Origin of the sequence: Variovorax humicola, from assembly GCF_037889915.1 — a bacterium.
GTDB classification, from domain to species: domain Bacteria; phylum Pseudomonadota; class Gammaproteobacteria; order Burkholderiales; family Burkholderiaceae_C; genus Variovorax; species Variovorax humicola.
On record NZ_JBBKZV010000012.1, the window covers coordinates 112,592 to 128,299 of the forward strand.

Sequence of the window (15,708 nt, forward strand, 5' to 3'; positions counted from 1 at the left end):
TCAGGGAAGGATTCACATGAAGCCAAACAACAAACAGGCCACCACCGCAACGACGAAGTTCGCAGACGTGTCGGACTTCTCCTCCTTGCTCGACAGGGAGTTCAAGCCCAAGACCGAGGAAGCGCGCGACGCCGTCGAAGCGGCTGTTCGCACGCTCGCCGAACAGGCGCTGGTCAACGCCACCACGATGACTGACGATGCCTACAGCAGCATCGAAGCCATCATTGCCGAGATCGACCACAAGCTGTCGGAGCAGATCAACCTCGTGCTGCACAAGGAAGAGTTCCAGAAGCTCGAATCCGCCTGGCGCGGCATGCATCACCTCGTGTCCAACACCGAGACCGACGAGAAGCTCAAGATCCGGTTCATGGATCTGTCGAAGGACGAACTGCGCCGCACGATGCGGCGCCACAAGGGCATCGCGTGGGACCAGAGCCCGATCTTCAAGCGCATCTACGAGGAAGAGTACGGCCAACTGGGCGGCGAACCCTACGGCTGCCTCGTCGCGGACTACTTCTTCGACCACACCCCGCCCGATGTCGAAATGCTCGGCGCGCTCGCCAAGATTTCGGCCGCATCGCATGCGCCCTTCATCGCCGGCTCGTCGCCGTCGCTGCTCGGCATGGAGTCGTGGCAAGAGCTCGCCAATCCGCGCGACCTGGCCAAGATCACCTCGAACCTCGAGCACGCACCCTGGAACTCGCTGCGCGATACCGAGGATTCGCGCTACGTGGGCTTGGCGATGCCGCGCTTCCTGGCGCGCCTCCCGTACGGTGCCAAGACCAACCCGGTCGACGAGTTCGACTTCGAGGAAGAAACCGAAGGCGCGGACCACCGCAACTACGTGTGGAACAACGCGGCCTACGCGATGGCCGTCAACATCAACCGCAGTTTCAAGCTCTACGGCTGGTGCACCATGATCCGCGGTGTCGAGTCGGGCGGCACGATCGAGAACCTGCCGTGCCATACCTTCCCGACCGACGACGGCGGCTTCGACATGAAGTGCCCGACCGAGATCGCCATCTCCGACCGCCGCGAAGCCGAGTTGGCGAAGGCCGGACTCATTCCGCTGGTGCATCGCAAGAACACGGATCACGCGGCCTTCATCGGCGCGCAGTCCTTGCAGCGACCGCAGGAGTACATGGATCCGGACGCCACTGCCAACGCCAACCTCTCGGCGCGCCTGCCGTACCTGTTCGCCAGCACGCGCTTTGCGCATTACCTCAAGTGCATCGTGCGCGACAAGATCGGTACGTTCAAGGAGCGCGACGAAATGCAGCGCTGGCTCAACGAATGGATCATGAACTACGTCGATGCCGACCCGACCAACTCCTCACAGGAGACCAAGGCGCGACGTCCGCTCGCTGCGGCTGAAGTGGTGGTGGAAGACGTCGAAGGAAACCCCGGCTACTACGGCGCCAAGTTCTTCCTGCGCCCGCACTTCCAGCTAGAAGGCCTCACGGTCTCGCTGCGGCTGGTCGCGAAGCTGCCGTCGCTCAAGCAAGCAGCCTGACGCGCACACGGCGAACCTCATTGAAGAAGCGGCGCACCAGACGCCGCATTGAAGAGAAGAAGCATCCGTGCGCCACTGCGTCCGGGTGCGCTGAAACGCAAACCAAGAACCTTTAACTCAGGGAGTCCTCATGTCACAAGACATTTATCTGAAGCTCAACGGCATCGAAGGCGAATCGCCTGATGCGGCCCACAAGAACGAGATCGAAGTCCTGTCCTTCGACTGGAAGATCAAGCAGGAATCCACCATGCACGCCGGCTCCGGCGGCGGCGCCGGCAAGGCGACGGTGGAAGACCTGGAGTTCGTGCACTACGTGGACCGCTCGAGCCCCAACCTCATGAAGTACTGCCTGACCGGCAAGCATGTGCCCGAAGCCATGCTGACCGTGCGCAAGGCCGGCGGCACCCCGCTCGAATACCTCAAGTTCACGTTCACCGACGTCATCATCACCAGCGTCGCGCCCAAGGGCTCGAACAAGGATGAGTTGCGCGTGCTGGAGACCGTTCGCCTGTCCTTCTCGAAGGTCAAGCAGGAGTACACGGTGCAGAACGCGCAGGGCGGCAGCGGCGGCGCCATCACGGCGGGCTACGACATCAAGGGCAACAAGGAGTCCTGATGTCCTGCGGGTCCGGCTTGCCGGGCCCTTTCCGAAGATTTCCGGTCCCGGGTCGGAGGTCGCGCCGCGGCGCACCTGAACACCCGGGCTGGGTCGCTTTCGTCTGACCGTACTCATCGCAATCAACATGGCCCTCCATTTCTTCGAGCCCCGTCGGCCCGATGCCTTGCATCGTCTGTCGGCCGATTCGGCGAGGCATCCGGTCGCTGCATTCTTCCTGTGGATGGCAATGGCGGTTGCGCTGGCCGTGATCACCTTGCCAGCGCAGGCCCAGTATTCGCCCCTCAGGGAGCAGACCGAGCTGGTCATCACGATCACCGCCGCCGACGACGTCAACCCGGACGTCAAGGAGCGGGCGGCGCCGATCATGGTGCGCCTCTACGAGTTGAAGGCCGAAGGCACCTTCGAGTCCGCCGACTACTACTCGCTCGAGAAAAACGACAAGGCCCTGCTCGGCGGCGACCTGCTCGTGCGCGAAGAATTCATCATGCGGCCGGGCGATGTGAAGACCATTCGCCGCAAGTCCCATCCCGACATCACGGCCATCGGCGTGCTCGCCGGCTATCGCGATCTGCCCAACGCCGACTGGCGTGCCGTGCAGAAGATCAATCCAGCGCCCGAGGCCGCTTGGTACCGGGCAGTCGTGCCCGCCAGCAAGGCCAGGCTGGAGATTCAGCTCCAGGCCCAGGGCGTCCGGCTCACGCCCATCGAGTAGTCCCCTCTCTTTCAGAAACATCGACACCATGAACTGGTACAACAAGGTCGCCTGGAGCGAGGGGCTGTTTCTCCGGCCGCAGCTCTTCCAGCAGCAGGAGCGCTACCTCGAGCATCTCGCGCACAAGCGCGCGGCGGCACTGAGCCCGTTCTACTGGGGCTTCAGTCACTACGCCATCGATTCCGAATCGCTTTCGCTCGGCAAGGTGGTGCTTGCCAGCGCCGCCGGCATTTTTTCAGACGGCACGCCCTTCGACACGCCTGGCCAAACGCTGCCGCCCGTGCCGCTCACCATCCTGCCCGAGCACCTGGAGCAGGTCATCTACCTGGCGGTGCCTATTCGCACGCCCAATGGCGAGGAAACCACCTTCGACGATGCAGCGGCGTCGAACGCTTCGCTGGCGCGCTTCTCGGTGTTCGACACAGAACTGCGCGATGCGAACTCCGTCGGACAAGGCCCGAAGACCGTGCAGCTCTCGCGCCTGCGTCTTCGCCTGTTGCCGCAGCGCGAAATGACCGACGCCTGGATCGGCCTGCCGCTGACCCGCGTCTCCATGCTGCGATCGAATGGCAGCATCACCCTCGATTCGCACCTGATTCCGCCGGTCGCCGGCTATGGCGCGAGTTCGTTGCTGACCGACTGGATCACCAACCTGCACGGCCTGTGCCGCCTGCGTGCGCAGTCGCTGGCCGCGCGGCTCAGCGGCAACGACGGTAAATCGAGCGAGGCGGCCGAGGTGTCGGACTTCCTGCTGCTGCAGATCCTCAATCGGTACGAGCCGCTGCTCGAGCACTGGCTGCGTGTGCGCGAGACCTCGCCCGAGGCGCTCTACGTTGCACTGCGCACCCTGAGCGGCGAACTGGCCACCTTCGTGCGCGCGACCACACGCCGTCCGAAGGAGCATCCCGTCTATTTGCACACGAATCCCTATCTGTCCTTCAAGGATCTGGTGGGCGACGTGCAGTCGCTGCTCAACGACGTGCTCGTGCGCAGCGCGCAGAACATCCCGTTGGCCGATCGCGCCAATGGCGTGCGCGTGGCGAGTGTCGATCCGGGCGAGCTGCGAGGCTTTTCGAACCTGGTCTTCGCGGTTGCGGCCCATGCGCCGCCCGATGTGCTTGCTGGCCAGTTTCCTGCGCGCTGCAAGGTCGGCCCCAGCGACCGGCTGCCCGAACTCATCCGCTCGCATCTGCCGGGCATCGCGCTGCAGACGCTGCCGGTTCCGCCGCGTCAGATTCCGTTCAACGCCGGCTTCGTGTACTTCCAGATCGATTCGCGCGGGCCGCTGTGGGAACACCTCCTCAAGCACGGCGGGCTTGCGCTGCACATCGCCGGGGAGATCCCGGGCCTGCGCTTGGAGTTGTGGGGGGTGAGGGAGAAATGAAGATGTGGCCAACCCTTGTGATGCGTGCGCCCTGCATGCGCGCCGTCCGTTCCATCGCATCGACAACCAAGTGAAAGAGCGCCCAACGTGCTGAACAGCCACACCTTGTTCATCGAGTCCTCGGCGATCCCGGTCTTTCAAGGCCGCCTGGTGTTGGAGCCGGTCCGCCTCTCGGGCCGCGAAGGCCTCAACAGCCTCTTCGAATACGAGCTCCTGCTCAAGACCCCCGATGACCTGAACCTCGGTGCCAGCGGCGCAGCCGACTGGAACGTGGACGACTTCATCGGCCGCGAGATCAGCTGCTCGATCCAGCTCGACGGCTCGGGCGAGTTCATCCCCGGCGTGGTCGGCGCCAGCGTGGACCACGTCGGCGCCGGCGTGCGCCAGATCAACGCCCTCATCACCGATGCCGCCCTGTGGGGCGAAGAAGGAAGGCACGTCCAGTACAGGCTGACCCTGCGCCCCTGGCTGCACCTTGCGACGCTCACCACCGACTGCAGGATCTTCCAGAACAAGACCGTCGTCGACGTCCTGGACGAACTCCTCGGCGCCTATTCCTTCCCCGTCGAAAAGCGCCTCTACGGCCTCGAAGGCGCCGCCGCCGGCTTCTACTCGCAGCGCGACTACCAGGCCCAGTACAACGAGAGCGACTTCGCGTTCTTCAGCCGACTGTGCCAGGAATGGGGCATCAGCTACCACTTCGAGCACAGCGAAGGCAAGCACCGCCTGGTCCTCGGCGACGCGATGGCCGCCTACCGGGAGAACGGCAGCCAGGCGTACCGGCAGGTCGAATACCACGCCCCCGGCTGGAAGGTCGATGCCGAATACATCCACAGCTTCGTCGCCCGGCACCAGCTCACCAGCGGGCGCTACACCACGCGGGACTATGACTACACGCGCCCGCGCGCCGACCTCACCCAGAGCCGCAGCGAGCCGCGCGCCACCGGCCAGGCCGTTGGCGAGGTCTACCAGTGGCACGACGGCAAGTCCGGCAGCCACTACGCCCAACCCAAGGCCGGCAGCGCCGAGGCCAACGATCCGCACGACGAAGGGCGCCAGTTCGCCCTGCTGCGCATGCAGGCCCTGCGCACGCACGGCGCAAGAGCCCAGGCCAGTGGCAACCTCCGGGGCATGGTCCCCGGCTGCACCTTCAAGCTGGCGAAGCATCCGCGCGAGAAGGCCAACGCCGAGTACCTGATCCTCGACACCACCTTCCTGATCGAGGACGTGGCCCAGGACAGCCAGATCGGGGATGCCGCGCCTTCCAGAAGTCAGCAATGGAAAGTCCAGGTCGACTTCACCGCGCACCCGGTCAAGGAGCCGCTGCGCCCGGAGTTCACCCAGCCCAAGCCCTATGTCCGTGGCCCGCAGTCGGCGCTGGTGGTCGGACCCGAGGGCCAGAACCTCTGGACCGACCACCTTGGCCGCATCAAAGTCCAGTTCCCATGGGATCGAGTGGGCGAGAAGAACCAGCACGCCACCTGCTGGGTGCGGGTCTCCAGCGAATGGGCGGGCAACCAGCTCGGTGGCATGCACATCCCGCGCATCGGCCAGGAAGTCATCATCAGCTTCATGGAGGGCGACCCCGATCTGCCTGTCTGCACCGGGCGGCTGTACAACCAGAACAACCTGCCGCCATGGGCCTTGCCGGGGCAGAGCGCCTTGTCCGGACTGCGCTCGCGTGAACTCGCCGAGGACGGTGGCGGCAACAGCGCGGCCGGGCGCTCCAATCATCTGGCGCTGGACGATACCGCCGGCAAGATCCAGGCGCAGCTCAAGAGCGACTACCAGAGCAGTTCCCTGAGCCTGGGCCACATCACGCGCATCGAAGACAACGCCGGGCGCAAGGACGCGCGGGGCGAAGGCGCCGAACTGCGAACGGACGGCCATGGCGCCGTGCGCGCCGCGAAGGGATTGCTGATCACCACCGATGGTCGATCCAGCGCGGTCGGCGGCGCCCTGAGTCGGGATGAACTCGTCAGTTGCCTGGAAAAGGCGCTCGCCATCGCCAAGGACCTTGCCAAGGCTGCGGACCAATGCCAGGCCGGCTCGCGCGAGACCTTGCCCCAGCAGCACCTGAGCGACGCGGTCGACGCCCTCGGCCACGGCACCGGGCCTGAGTCCAATTCGAAGGGAAATGTGCTGGGCGGACAGCCCGTACTGGCCTTCAGCGGCGCAGCCGGCATCGCCAGCGCCACCCCCAGGGACCACGTGCAATACGCCGGGCTCAACATCGACACCGTCGCCGGCCACAACCAGCAGCACTACGCTGACCAGTCCATCCTGCACACCGCTGGGCAGGACATCGAGCAGGTCACCGTGCGAGGCGATATTCGCAGCATCGCGAACAAGGGCAAGCTCATCCAGCAGGCGCAGCACAACAGCGTCGAGATCACCGGTCAGAAGACCGTCACGCTGACGTCCACCGAAGAGGATGTGATCGTGCGGGCCAAGAACAGCATCACGATGGCGCTGGAAGACGGCACCTATCTGCGGCTGGCCAACGGACAGGTCCTGTTCGGAATGAACGGTCAATTCAAGGTGATGTCCGCGGGCCGCCTGTTCACGGGTCCCAGCACCCTGCCGGTGGAACTGCCCGAGTTCAACCGCATCGATCAGGCGCAGCAAATCAAGCTGCACAACATCGCCGGCAAATCCGAAGTAGCTGCGCAGCGGGACTTCAAGATCGTGAAGAGCGAAGGTGGAAGCATCGGTGACAAGTCGGGCGGGGATGCTCTATCGAAGCTCAAGACAGATCAACCGTTCGACATCGGTTGAAGAGCGCAGACCGTTTGCAGGGAACAAACAAATGAAATACACACGCCCCGCCGCAGTCCTCGCACTGACGGCAGGCAGCATTCTTCTTGCTGGCTGCAGCCTGGGCGGCATGGGCGGACCGTATCCCGGCATGCCGGAGTTGCAGTCCGCACCCAAGTACGAAGCACGCGGACGGCCTGAGTGGATACCGCCGGCGGATGGGGGATCGGGTCGGCCGCGTGAGGTAGCACCGCCCCGGGTTTTGTACCGTATCGATGAGAACAGGTATTTCGAAGATGCCTCGGAGGCCGGACGATTCTGCGAGAACGGCAGTCCGATCCACTACGTCGACAAGGCCCGAGGCATCCGCAGCTACGTAGTGAACATGGATGGGGCTTCGATGGGGGCCAACTTCATCATCGACGCGGCGAACGACGAATACCTGATCGGCCCCGTGACGCGCGGCAACACCGACTGTTCGTCTGGTGGAGGTGGCTGCGGGGGAGCGCGCTTGCCGTACTCGACGGATGCGGGGAGGACTTGGAAAAGAGTGGGAGCGCTGTCCCCCTCGGATCCGGTGAGCATAAGCGGCTCTCTTGCCTATTCGACTGGCAACCGCAAGCTCGTTAGTAGCCTTGATCTGTCCCAGGCCAATCTCGCCAAAGCCGAGTGGGTGTATTTGCCGAACTTCACTTTCGTGCCACGCAAGCCCCCACTCGACACCAAGTTTCGCTGTACCACTAACGGGAAGGAATAGCCATGAGCGACGAACTCAGCCAACTCACGCCCGTCCATCCAGACCAAGGTAGGTGCCAATGGGTCCAAGGCGTCATGACCGGCATCGACCGCGACAACCCTGTTAGCACGCATACCGTGGGCATCCCGCATCTGATGCTCGGCACCATCATCTTTGTGCACGAAGTCAATGGCCTGTGCGGCGCAGATCCGATCGCCAGGGGTTGCCGATTGGCGCGTAGACGTGCTGCTGTGCCTCGACACAGACAGCTTCGTTGACAAACGGTGCACAGAAAAGATCAGGGAAGGAACAAGATGAAATTCACACGAACCGCCGCAGTCCTCGCACTGACGGCAGGCAGCATTCTTCTTGCTGGCTGCGGCCTGGGCGGCATGGGGGGACCGTATCCCGGCATGCCGGAGTTGCAGTCCGCACCCAAGTACGACGCACGCGGACGGCCTGAGTGGATACCGCCGGCGGATGGGGGATCGGGTCGGCCGCGTGAGGTAGCAGCGCCCCGGGTTTTGTACCGTATCGATGAGAACAGGTATTTCGAAGATGCCTCGGAGGCCGGACGATTCTGCGAGAACGGCAGTCCGATCTACTACGTCGACAAGGCCCGAGGCATTCGCAGCTATGTGGTGAACGTGGATGGGGCTTCGATGGGGGCCAACTTCATCATCGACGCGGCGAACGACGAATACCTGATCGGCCCTGCGACGAGGGGCAATACCGACTGTTCGTCCGGTGGAGGCAATTGTGGAGGCATTCGAATGCCGTACTCGACAGATGCGGGCCGAACTTGGAAACGAGCGAGCCCGCCACTAACAAGCGGCTATGAGATCTATCTGATTGGCGACAGCCTGTTCTACGCCGGCCAGCGGGTAAAGCTCTCTGAAGCATCCATCGGAGACGAAGCGTGGAAGCAGTATTACCTAGTCGGTGGCAATGAGTTGCCGCCTCTCCGCAGGCCCCCCCTCGACTCCAAGTTCCACTGCACCACCAAAGCGAAGGAATAGCCATGAGCGACGAACTCGGCCAACTCACGCCCGTCCATCCAGACCAAGGTAGGTGCCAATGGGTCCAAGGCGTCATGGCCGGCATCGACCGCGACAACCCTGTTAGCACGTATACCGTGGGCATCCCGCATCTGATGCGCGGCACCATCATCTATGTGCACGGAGTCAATGGCCTATGCGGCGCAGATCCGATCGCCAGGGGTTGCCGATTGGCGCGTAGACGTGCTGCTGCACCTCGACACAGACAGCTTCGTTGATAAACGGTGCACAGAAAGATCAGGGAAGGAACAAGATGAAATACACGCGACCCGCCGCAGTCCTCGCACTGACGGCAAGCAGCATTCTTCTTGCTGGCTGCGGCCTGGGCGGCATGGGGGGACCGTATCCCGGCATGCCGGAGTTGCAGTCCGCATCCAAGTACGACACACGCGGACGGCCTGAGTGGATACCGCCGGCGGATGGGGGATCGGGTCGGCCGCGTGAGGTAGCAGCGCCCCGGGTTTTGTACCGTATCGATGAGAACAGGTATTTCGAAGATGCCTCGGAGGCCGGACGATTCTGCGAGAACGGCAGTCCGATCCACTACGTCGACAAGGCGCGGGGCATTCGCAGCTATGTGGTGAACATGGATGGGGCTTCGATGGGGGCCAACTTCATCATCGACGCGGCGAACGACGAATACCTGAGCGGCCCCGTGACGCGCGGCAACACCGACTGTTCATCTGGCGGAGGCGGTTGCGGCGGAGCGCGCCTGCCGTATTCGACGGATGCGGGGAGGACTTGGAAGCGGGCGACTCCCAGGTATTCCGGGGGCTACGCGGTCTACATGAGCGGCGACAAGGTCTACAACTCTGCGGCATGGGCCTACATGCAAGAGCTTGCCGGCGGCATGAGTGCTTGGAAGGACGGGCAGCTCAGCGCCTTTCCCAATCCCGTCAAGTCCCCCCTCGACACCAAGTTCCACTGCACCGACAAAGGGAAGGAATAACCGTGAGCGACGAACTCAGCCAACTCACGCCCGTCCATCCAGATCAAGGCAAGTGCCAATGGGTCCAAGGCGTGATGACTGGCATCGATAGGAACAATCCTGTTCGCACGCATACCGTCGGTATCCCCCATCTGATGCCAGGCACCATCATCTTTGTGCACGGAGTCAATTCTGAAGGGGAGTGGTACGAAGAGGCAGCGAAGCAATTCGCCGAGGGTCTGAAAACCCGCCTCGGGCGCGATGATCTGGAGGCGGCGGTGTACGTGAGGGCAGATAAGCGCTTCAACGGAAAAAACACCAGAGGCGCGCGCGCCCGCTCCCCCATCCTCCCCTTCTACTGGGGCTACAGCGTCCCACCCGAGAAGCGGCTGGTTGTCCTGGGCACCGGCATCGAGTGCCACCCCGACGGCAGCATGGGCGCCCTGTGCGACGAGCACGGCAACCCCTTGCGCAAGGACGGCACCTGGGGCGGCGGCCCCTTCCAGAACGGCACCGGCAGCCTGCTGCCCTTCTGGCAGGAGGGTGGCTTCAAGAAGAAGATCCTCCACGACATCGTCAGCCTCGACTGGCTCAACCCCTTCCTGGGACGCCACCTGTTCGACTGCCCCGACCGCCGCTACTACGCCCACGCCGCGCGCCGCCTCGCGCACCTGGTCAAGACCATCCGAGGCGACCTGCCCAACGAACCCATCAACATCGTCGCCCACAGCCAGGGCACCATGGTCGCGCTGTGCGCGCTGTTCTACCTCGACAAGGACGGCGTGCGCGGCCCCGACACCGTCATCCTCAACAGCTCGCCCTATCACTTCGACACCAAGGTCACCGACTTCCTGACAGCCGCCGGCGGCGCCAGGGACGTGCAGAGCGAAGAGGCGCGGGTCAACACCTTCGCCAAGGCCGCCGAGATCATGCAAAAGGCCAAGGACAAGTTCAGCTACGTCCCTGCCCCCAAAGCCGAATGCACCCACCAGCCCGTGCACCGGCACAAGTACGACGACAAGATCTTTGTCCACCAGCCATCGGACAACCCCAAGTGGAAGGCCGAAATCGGTGCCGGCGACATCGGCAAGGACAACCTCAAGTGGTGGAGCATCCCACTGCACGACCGCGACAACCGCGGCAAGCTCTTCGTCAACTTCAACCCGAGCGACCGCGTGATCGGCGTGTCGGCCGTCGAGGGCATCGGCTGGCGCGGCATACCGCCCCGGTACTTCGGCAAGCTCGGCAACAACGTCATGCAGCGCATGTTCGTGCGTGGCAGCAAGGAGCAACCGTTCGTCGTCGGTGACCGGACCGGCTACCGGCAAGCCTGTGCGGCGCAGATCCGATCGCCCAGGGGTTGCCGATTGGCGCGTCGATGTGCTGCTGTGCCTCGACACAAACAGCTTCGTTGACAAAACGGCGCATAGAAAAGATCAGGGAAGGAACAAGATGAAATTCACACGAACCGCCGCAGTCCTCGCACTGACGGCAAGCAGCATTCTTCTTGCTGGCTGCGGCCTGGGCGGCATGGGTGGGCCGTATCCGGGCGTGCCGGAGCTACGGCCTGCGGGCAGTGCCGACCTACGCGGACGGCCTGAGTGGATACCACCCTCATCGGGAGGTGCTCAGAAGGTTGCAGCGCCACAGGTGGCCTATCGGATCGATGAGAACAGGTACTTCGAGATCGTTCCCAAGACCGAGGGGGCGTGCTATTTCGCCGACCTGTACTACACCGACAAGGCAAAGGGCATTCACAGTTTCATCTATGACTGGAAGCCGGGCTACAACTTGAGAACCGACTTCATCATCGATGCAGCCAACGACCAGTATCTGATTGCGCCCGTCACGCAGGGCAACACCGACTGTTCGTCTGGTGGAGGCGGCTGCGGGGGAGCGCGCCTGCCGTATTCGACGGATGCGGGGAGGACTTGGAAACGGGCAGACGCACTGTCTCCTTCAGATGGAATGAGCGTAAGCGGCTCCATCGCCTACGAGATTGATCAAGATCGACTCGTCAACAGCCTTGACCTTTCCGGAGACAGATTTGAGATGCGCGATTGGAAATACATGCAGAAATTCGCTCCACCTCTTCGCAAAGCTCCCCTGGACACAAAGTTCCACTGCAGCGCGAAAGGGAAGGAATAACCATGAGCGACGATCTCAGCCAACTCACGCCCGTCCATCCAGATCAAGGCAAGTGCCAATGGGTCCAAGGCGTCATGACCGGCATCGACAGGGAGAATCCTGTCCGCACCCACACCATCGGCATACCGCACCTGATGCCCGGCACGATCATCTTTGTGCATGGGGTAATTCTGAAGGGGAGTGGTACCGCGATGCGGCAGATCAGTTTGCTACTGGTTTGGGCAAGAGGCTCGGAAGAGGTGATCTACGTCCCCTCGTGGTCGACCCGGACAACAAATATCGATTCCGCCGAAGAGACAAGGACGGCAACCGCTACCGCTCCCCCATCATCCCCTTCTACTGGGGCTACAGCGTTCCACCCGAGAAGCGGCTGGTCGTCCTGGGCACCGGCATCGAGTGCCACCCCGACGGCAGCATGGGTGCCCTGTGCGACGAGCACGGCAACCCCTTGCGCAAGGACGGCACCTGGGGCGGCGGCCCCTTCCAGAACGGCACCGGCAGCCTGCTGCCCTTCTGGCAGGAGGGTGGCTTCAAGAAGAAGATCCTCCACGACATCGTCAGCCTCGACTGGCTCAACCCCTTCCTGGGCCGCCACCTGTTCGACTGCCCCGACCGCCGCCACTACGCCCACGCGGCACGCCGCCTCGCGCACTTGGTCAAGACCATCCGAGGCGACCTGCCCAATGAACCCATCAACATCGTCGCCCACAGCCAGGGCACCATGGTCGCGCTGTGCGCGCTGTTCTACCTCGACAAGGACGGCGTGCGCGGCCCCGACACCGTCATCCTCAACAGCTCGCCCTATCACTTCGACACCAAGGTCACCGACTTCCTGACAGCCGCTGGCGGCGCCAGGGACGTGCAGAGCGAAGAGGCGCGGGTCAACACCTTCGCCAAGGCCGCCGAGATCATGCAAAAGGCCAAGGACAAGTTCAGCTACGTCCCCGCCCCCAAGGCCGAGTGCACCCACCAGCCCGTGCACCGGCACAAGTACGACGACAAGATCTTTGTCCACCAGCCATCGGACAACCCCAAGTGGAAGGCCGAAATCGGTGCTGGCGACATCGGCAAGGACAACCTCAAGTGGTGGAGCATCCCACTGCACGACCGCGACAACCGCGGCAAGCTCTTCGTCAACTTCAACCCGAGCGACCGCGTGATCGGCGTGTCGGCCGTCGAGGGCATCGGCTGGCGCGGCATACCGCCCCGGTACTTCGGCAAGCTAGGCAACAACGTCATGCAGCGCATGTTCGCGCGCGGCAGCAAGGAGCAACCGTTCGTCGTCGGTGACCGGACCGGCTACCGGCAGGCCTACTTCTACACGCAGATGGACCGCAAACCGGTCGTCTCCGGAGAGAACTTCGACGGCCCCGCCTGGACCACCAGCGATGGCGTCGCACTGCAGACCGCCAACGAGAACTGGCACTACCTCGACGGCGGAAGTCCCAACAGGCAGTGGTTCATTCCTTCGGAAAAAATACTGAAACTGCTGTCCGCCCACGGCGACGTCAGCCCGCGCGGCGACGGCGGCCAAAGCGAGTACGTCACCATCAACGCACCGTTGGTGCCGGTGCCGGCGGAACTCGGGCCGGACTTCGACCTGCCCGCAGTGCGCTACGACGGCGAAGCCGGTGTCGACGCGGACGGCAAGCCTGTCGCCGCCAATCAGGAACAGAAGGAGGACTTCAAGGAAGACGTGGAATTCATGGAGCGCCGGGAGATCACTGTCGTAGACAACAACGGTTTCAAGTACAAGCGCTTCGAGACCTGGGAAGTGGTCGAGCAGCGCAGGCGTGACGCGGTGGGGCAGCGCGTGGTGTCGCCAACCAACCATGCGCAGATTCTTCGATATTCAGGCGACAACGGCTTTCCGGTTGAGCGCGTCCTCAGCTACGACATCACCGTCGGCCAAGGCTACGCATGGGGCGATGAAAGGTATTGGAACTACCTGCTCGATCTGGCGGACTGGAAGAACAGCGATCCGTACTACTTCAGCGGCGAGTTGACCGAGAAGATCGGCGACGTGCCCCCCGGCATCGACAAGACCACCTCGGCCATGGCCGACGACCCTCGCCCGTCGCCCGCCGGCCTCGGTCAGCCTGAAGGCACGCGATGAGCGAGCGTCGCGCCCGCTACAGCCCCTGGATGCCAGGCCAGGCCACGTCGACCGCGCTGCTGGGCGTGATCGGTGCCGGACTGAGCCTTGACCAGCATCCCGCGCACACGCTCTGGGCGCAGGTCGAACGGGCCGCAGGCGGCCGGATTCCGCCGCCGGCCCCGGCCGGCTCGCTGGCGCGATGCCGGGCGCAGGCCGAACTGTTCCGCGCGGCGGCGCTCAGGGGAGCGCTGCGCCACTGGCCAGCCGATGGCGACGCACCGGCGGAGTTCGTCGAGAGCTACCCCCTGCCGACCATGGCCTTCGCGCCATCGACGCCTCGTGACACCAGCACGTTGGGAGGCTGGGCCGGTGCACACAATGCCCGGCTGCGCCGCGCCTTGCGCTGTGGCGCCGGCATGCCGTTTCACGACATCGTTCAAAGGACCCCCGTCCAGGTCACTACGAACAATGACTTCTTGTGGCACCAGATCTTCGATTCCTTCGATCAGGCGGATGACCTCAACAGCCTGCTGCTGTGGGCCGAAGAAGGCTACGCGATCCGTTCGGAACTCGACAGCTGGCAGAACGAGCGCAACGAGCCGCTGGAGTCGATCCTCTCCCGCGGCAAGGCCGCCAGTGACTGGAGCGACTGCTTTTGCGCCTTGCTGCTGGCGCGGTCGGCTTCCGCCGAGTGGTTGCGCGAGCTGTCGATGCACGTCCACGATGCGAGCCGTGTGACGCGATTGGCCAACGGCAGCAGCGCCCGCACCGCACATGCGTTCGGAGGGCTGACGGGCGGGAGGGTCCACACCGCTCAGTACATCTTCCCTTCGCCCACGTCGTCCATCAAGACGGCGCACGTGCCCGAACCTTGGAGCAAGGTGCAGGTGGCGCAGTACGACGGGATGCCGGTGCTGGCCTGGGTCTATCGGCCGCAATTGGCGAGCTATCTGGGTGGCGACCAGAAACTGCTGCCGGCGCAGTCCCGGGTCGAGCGTCTGACGGCCTCCATTCGCGCTGCCGTGGATGTCTTGCTTCAAGGCAAGGTGCCCGCGCGCATCCTGTTCGATACCGGCACCGGCGAGGGCCGGGAGCAGCGCAAGGCGTTGCTGGTACAGGCCGTGAAGGCCGCGCTGCCGGCCTGCGATCTGTTCAACGTGAAGGTCGGCTACGACTTGTGCGAAAGACTGGGAGACACCGGCGCGGCGAGCGCCTTTGTGGGCCTGGGCCTGGCGAGTCTGGCCGCCTGGGAAACCGGCGCCACTGCGCTGGTGATCGGCGCCCGGCGCAACGATGGCGCGACCGTCCTGGCGCTGCAACCCATGACCGCAGCCTATCGTGCCCTGTTCAAGAAGCGTCCCTATGAAGCGACCTGAAGCGCTTCGCCCGCGACGTGATCCAGCCTCCAAGGAGTCACCCCATGGTTAGAGGAATCATCCTGGTCGGCGACAGGACCAGCCACGACGGCGTCGTCATCACGGGCTCGGAGATCGACGTTATCGATGGCCGTCCGATTGCCCGCCTCGGCGATCTGGTGGACTGCCCGGTACGCTACCCGGGCGGAGTCCCGCATGGCATCAACCGGATCATCGAGGCCGACGTGACAACGATGCTGAACGGGCGTCCGATCGCCCTGGAAGGGCACCGCACCGAGTGCGGCTGCACCTTGATCGCGAGCGGGCATGGAAGCATCGGCTGAACGGCGTTGAGCCGCAACAACAAAGAGGGAGGTAGTCAGGTATGAGAGATAAATCT

At 63.7% G+C, this 15,708-nt stretch carries 14 protein-coding genes; all 14 read left to right on the top strand.

Annotated elements, in window-relative coordinates:
- Nucleotides 1-16: 16 nt before the first annotated feature.
- Complete coding sequence (gene tssC, locus WKW80_RS19700) at nucleotides 17-1,513, top strand: type VI secretion system contractile sheath large subunit (RefSeq protein WP_340365265.1); 1,497 nt, start codon at nucleotides 17-19, stop codon at nucleotides 1,511-1,513.
- A 130-nt stretch (nucleotides 1,514-1,643) separates the two neighbouring features.
- Nucleotides 1,644-2,129 carry an Hcp family type VI secretion system effector gene (locus WKW80_RS19705; protein ID WP_340365266.1) on the top strand — a complete coding sequence of 162 codons (486 nt, stop codon included), beginning with the start codon at nucleotides 1,644-1,646 and terminating at the stop codon, nucleotides 2,127-2,129.
- 127 nt (nucleotides 2,130-2,256) lie between these two features.
- Nucleotides 2,257-2,844 carry a type VI secretion system lipoprotein TssJ gene (gene tssJ / locus WKW80_RS19710; RefSeq protein WP_340365267.1) on the top strand — a complete coding sequence of 196 codons (588 nt, stop codon included), beginning with the start codon at nucleotides 2,257-2,259 and terminating at the stop codon, nucleotides 2,842-2,844.
- 28 nt (nucleotides 2,845-2,872) lie between these two features.
- Nucleotides 2,873-4,228 carry a type VI secretion system baseplate subunit TssK gene (tssK, locus tag WKW80_RS19715; protein WP_340365268.1) on the top strand — a complete coding sequence of 452 codons (1,356 nt, stop codon included), beginning with the start codon at nucleotides 2,873-2,875 and terminating at the stop codon, nucleotides 4,226-4,228.
- Nucleotides 4,229-4,315: 87 nt separating this feature from the next.
- The gene (locus WKW80_RS19720) at nucleotides 4,316-7,006 is read left to right on the top strand and encodes a type VI secretion system Vgr family protein (protein WP_340365269.1); all 2,691 of its coding nucleotides are present in this window, start codon (nucleotides 4,316-4,318) and stop codon (nucleotides 7,004-7,006) included.
- Nucleotides 7,007-7,037: 31 nt separating this feature from the next.
- Complete coding sequence (locus WKW80_RS19725; RefSeq protein WP_340365270.1) at nucleotides 7,038-7,742, top strand: T6SS immunity protein Tli3 family protein; 705 nt, start codon at nucleotides 7,038-7,040, stop codon at nucleotides 7,740-7,742.
- A gap of 2 nt (nucleotides 7,743-7,744) precedes the next feature.
- Nucleotides 7,745-7,999 (top strand): hypothetical protein, encoded by a 255-nt coding sequence (locus WKW80_RS19730; protein WP_340365271.1) that lies wholly within the window; start codon nucleotides 7,745-7,747, stop codon nucleotides 7,997-7,999.
- A 36-nt stretch (nucleotides 8,000-8,035) separates the two neighbouring features.
- Complete coding sequence (locus tag WKW80_RS19735) at nucleotides 8,036-8,740, top strand: T6SS immunity protein Tli3 family protein (RefSeq protein ID WP_340365272.1); 705 nt, start codon at nucleotides 8,036-8,038, stop codon at nucleotides 8,738-8,740.
- Between the two features lie 292 nt (nucleotides 8,741-9,032).
- Complete coding sequence (locus WKW80_RS19740; protein WP_340365273.1) at nucleotides 9,033-9,728, top strand: T6SS immunity protein Tli3 family protein; 696 nt, start codon at nucleotides 9,033-9,035, stop codon at nucleotides 9,726-9,728.
- Nucleotides 9,729-9,730: 2 nt separating this feature from the next.
- Nucleotides 9,731-11,122, top strand: a complete 1,392-nt coding sequence (locus WKW80_RS19745; protein WP_340365274.1) for a T6SS effector phospholipase Tle3 domain-containing protein — start codon at nucleotides 9,731-9,733, stop codon at nucleotides 11,120-11,122.
- Between the two features lie 37 nt (nucleotides 11,123-11,159).
- A complete protein-coding gene (locus tag WKW80_RS19750; protein WP_340365275.1) occupies nucleotides 11,160-11,855 on the top strand; it encodes a T6SS immunity protein Tli3 family protein in 696 nt (231 codons plus the stop codon).
- 58 nt (nucleotides 11,856-11,913) lie between these two features.
- Complete coding sequence (locus tag WKW80_RS19755; RefSeq protein ID WP_422822928.1) at nucleotides 11,914-13,971, top strand: T6SS effector phospholipase Tle3 domain-containing protein; 2,058 nt, start codon at nucleotides 11,914-11,916, stop codon at nucleotides 13,969-13,971.
- Nucleotides 13,968-15,329 carry a hypothetical protein gene (locus WKW80_RS19760; protein WP_340365277.1) on the top strand — a complete coding sequence of 454 codons (1,362 nt, stop codon included), beginning with the start codon at nucleotides 13,968-13,970 and terminating at the stop codon, nucleotides 15,327-15,329. Before WKW80_RS19755 ends, WKW80_RS19760 begins: the two co-directional genes overlap by 4 nt.
- Nucleotides 15,330-15,373: 44 nt before the next feature.
- Nucleotides 15,374-15,652: a PAAR domain-containing protein gene (locus tag WKW80_RS19765; RefSeq protein ID WP_340365278.1), complete on the top strand. Its 279-nt coding sequence runs from the start codon at nucleotides 15,374-15,376 to the stop codon at nucleotides 15,650-15,652.
- Nucleotides 15,653-15,708: the final 56 nt, after the last annotated feature.

What these genes read in the sequence shown, in the direction of transcription:
- WKW80_RS19705 (WP_340365266.1), top strand. Translation starts at nt 1,644, where the DNA reads ATGTCACAAGACATTTATCTGAAGCTCAACGGCATCGAAGGCGAATCG.
- WKW80_RS19735 (WP_340365272.1), top strand. Translation starts at nt 8,036, where the DNA reads ATGAAATTCACACGAACCGCCGCAGTCCTCGCACTGACGGCAGGCAGC.
- WKW80_RS19760 (WP_340365277.1), top strand. Translation starts at nt 13,968, where the DNA reads ATGAGCGAGCGTCGCGCCCGCTACAGCCCCTGGATGCCAGGCCAGGCC.
- tssK (WP_340365268.1), top strand. Translation starts at nt 2,873, where the DNA reads ATGAACTGGTACAACAAGGTCGCCTGGAGCGAGGGGCTGTTTCTCCGG.
- WKW80_RS19725 (WP_340365270.1), top strand. Translation starts at nt 7,038, where the DNA reads ATGAAATACACACGCCCCGCCGCAGTCCTCGCACTGACGGCAGGCAGC.
- tssJ (WP_340365267.1), top strand. Translation starts at nt 2,257, where the DNA reads ATGGCCCTCCATTTCTTCGAGCCCCGTCGGCCCGATGCCTTGCATCGT.
- WKW80_RS19755 (WP_422822928.1), top strand. Translation starts at nt 11,914, where the DNA reads ATGGGTCCAAGGCGTCATGACCGGCATCGACAGGGAGAATCCTGTCCG.
- WKW80_RS19765 (WP_340365278.1), top strand. Translation starts at nt 15,374, where the DNA reads ATGGTTAGAGGAATCATCCTGGTCGGCGACAGGACCAGCCACGACGGC.
- WKW80_RS19740 (WP_340365273.1), top strand. Translation starts at nt 9,033, where the DNA reads ATGAAATACACGCGACCCGCCGCAGTCCTCGCACTGACGGCAAGCAGC.
- WKW80_RS19750 (WP_340365275.1), top strand. Translation starts at nt 11,160, where the DNA reads ATGAAATTCACACGAACCGCCGCAGTCCTCGCACTGACGGCAAGCAGC.
- WKW80_RS19730 (WP_340365271.1), top strand. Translation starts at nt 7,745, where the DNA reads ATGAGCGACGAACTCAGCCAACTCACGCCCGTCCATCCAGACCAAGGT.
- tssC (WP_340365265.1), top strand. Translation starts at nt 17, where the DNA reads ATGAAGCCAAACAACAAACAGGCCACCACCGCAACGACGAAGTTCGCA.